2 protein-coding genes are annotated in these 2,767 nt (G+C 48.8%); both read right to left on the bottom strand.

Features of this window, described 5'->3' with window-relative positions:
* The coding region (locus tag KDK19_RS00340) for a hypothetical protein (protein WP_257291097.1) at positions 1-554 on the bottom strand (554 nt) is incomplete at its 3' end.
* Between the two features lie 422 nt (positions 555-976).
* The coding region (locus KDK19_RS00335; protein WP_257291096.1) for a hypothetical protein at positions 977-2,767 on the bottom strand (1,791 nt) is incomplete at its 5' end.

Here is a 2,767-nt window from a genome sequence, read left to right as displayed (position 1 = left end):
TTGGGTCGCTTGCCAATCATCTCCAGCAGCAACTTTTCAGCCCATTCATACAGGCCTCTCTCCTGTAAGTGTCGCGCCAGGGCAATATTGACGATATGGAGATGTTTATGAAGGGTTTCCGCAGTGGCAGTTTTTCGATTCGATAGCAGCTTTCTGGTCAGCTCTTTTCTCACGTTCACCAGCAGTGTTTCAGTCATCTGGTGTTTTTTCATAAACTGCCACAGTCGGGCATTGGTAACATCAGCGTCAAAATTGTGAGATTTCTTGCAAAGGATTTCTTCATCGGCATCGGGGTCTATATTTCTCAGTCTTATCAGTCGTTCTTCAGCTTTCGAGAATAACCCAAGTGCCTGTTCACAGCGGCTCAGGGTCAGGTCAAGGTTGTGAATGGTGGAAGCCCCTAATGGAGTCAATGATCCTTTCGATCTGAATGCTTCCAGAAGATCAAAGGCTTCTTTCAGTTTTTCCCGGTTTTGCTCTTTCAACGATCTTGCCAGTCCCATGACTGAGCTTTGTTCGTCGGCGTCGCTGAGTTGGACCCGGTATTCTTCCAAGACAGCCTTGAATGTGGCTTCTGCGTAGCTGAAATGCTGGTTTTTCAGTGCTATATAGGCTTCACGGATTTTTCTTTCAGCCGGTTCAGGCGATTTCTTTCTGGTTGACTGGTGTGACCTCTGAACAGAAGGTTTGCTGTGCCCGGTGGTTCGCCGACGGCGAATATCCGTGCGCGTGTTCGACCAGGGACCACGAGGAACAAACGGTTGCGCATTCGGGTTTAAATCGGATGCAGGCTTTGTGTCCTGATGAGCGTCCTGATCGGAATCAGGCAGGTGATTTTGTGACGGTTGCGATGTTGAACCATAGGCTGGTGGTAATCCGTAACTGATGGCGAAGTAACCTCCCTTTAAACTCTTGAGACAGCAAACGGAGGTAGAAGTTCATGGAAGCGTCTTAATTCCCTGAGCCGTAGACAGGTTTATGTTTGCTGTGCCATATCCTGAAGCTTTTTAACAGCAAGTGCTTCGGTGATTCGCCAATCGTCGTTATCCTTAAACCGCTCTTTCCGGCTGGGGTCAAGAACTTTGGCTTTGTCGAACCATTCAGTCCACACGTCTTCACTGTTACCTTCACTGTAACTTAGCATTCTGAGACAGTGCGCTTTTTGCGAATAAGCGCCTGCAGTGGCGGGGTATTTCTGCAGCGCCGATTCCACAGACTCAAGCGCTTTTTTAAGGTTATTTCGTCCTGACTCAAGGTCATTGTCTGTTATCTGCCCGGTAGCCAGCCTGAAATAATGGATCGAGCATGTCAGTAAAGTATTGGCACTTTCCTGACATCCGCTCATTAATTCCATAAATCTTGTGGTCCCGGCATAGATACTCAGGAGTGTGTATTCACATTCACTCGCGTGGTATAAATCACAGCAACGATGGAGCAGTTTTAGAGACCGTTCTTTTTTATTCATCATCCGCCAGAGGCGAACCAGAGTCAGATCAATATCGCGAGTCCCGCTGGGTTTGCACAGGTTTTCCTCATTGTTATCGGGGTGCTTGCCAATGATGTTCAGCAACAGTCTTTCACACCGTTTATATTTGCCCGTTAACTCCCAAAGTCGCGCCATGGCCAGGTCAATGAGAGGATGCCCATAGGGCTTGCACAGAAATTCTTCAGTGGCTTCGGGGTGCTTGCCGCTCATGTTCAGAAGCAGTCTTTCACTCCATTGACTCTTGCCCATTGCCTGCCAAAGGAGTGCCTGGTTCAGATCAATATCGAAATTCCCGCAAGGTTGGCACAGGTCTTCTGCACAGGCATTGGGATCCTTGCCACTCATGTTCAGCAGCAGTCTTTCAGAGCGTTTAAATTTGCTCGCTATCTGCCAATGCCTTACCAGAGTCAGGTCAATCATAAAATCTTCAGAGGGTCTGCACAGGTCGTCCTCGCTGTCGTCGGGGTGCTTGTTAATCATGTTCAAGAGCAATTTTTCCGTGAGTTTATATTTGCCCTGCAGCTCCCAGACTCGCAGCAGAGCCAGGTCAATCTCACGGTCTCCAGAGGGCGTGCACAGGTCTTCCTCAGTGTCAGAGAGGTGCTTGTCACTCATGTTCAGCAGCAGTCTTTCAGCCCATTGATATTTGCCCATCCTATGCCAGTGTAGCGCCAGGGCCAGATCAATATCACGGTCTTCATAGGGAGTGAAGAGGTCTTCCTCAGTGCCATCCAGGCGCTTGCCACTCATATTCAGCAGTAGTCTGCCAACCCGTTCATGTTTACACATCAGCTCCCAGAGTCGCAGCAGAGCCAGATCAATTTCATCATTTCCACAGGGTTGACAAAGGAACTCCTCACTGTAGTTGGCTTGCTTGCCACTCATATCCAGCAGTAAATCTTCTGCCCATTCATATAAGCCTCGCTCCTGCAAGAGTCTCACCAGAGCAATATTGACAATCTGGAGCTGTTTATGCAGTGTTTTTGCAGTGGCAGCGCATCGATTCGACAGCAGTATTCTGGTCAGCTCTTTTTTCATATTCACCAGGAGTGTTTCAGCCATCTGGTGTTTTTCCATCGACTGCCACAGACGGGCATTGGTAATATCAGCGTCGAAATTGTGGGAATGCTGGCAAAGGATCTCTTCATCAGCATCGGGGTTCATATTTCTCAGTTTTACAAGTCGTTTTTCAGCATCCGAGCGTGACCCAAGCGCCTCTTCACAGCGGCTCAGGGTCAGGTCAAGGTTAGGAATGACGGAAGCCCCGAATGCAGTCAATGG

Source organism: Endozoicomonas sp. ONNA1 (assembly GCF_024606325.1).
In the GTDB taxonomy this organism is placed as follows: Bacteria; Pseudomonadota; Gammaproteobacteria; order Pseudomonadales; family Endozoicomonadaceae; genus Endozoicomonas_A.
This window is presented reverse-complemented; position numbering and strand designations above follow the sequence as displayed.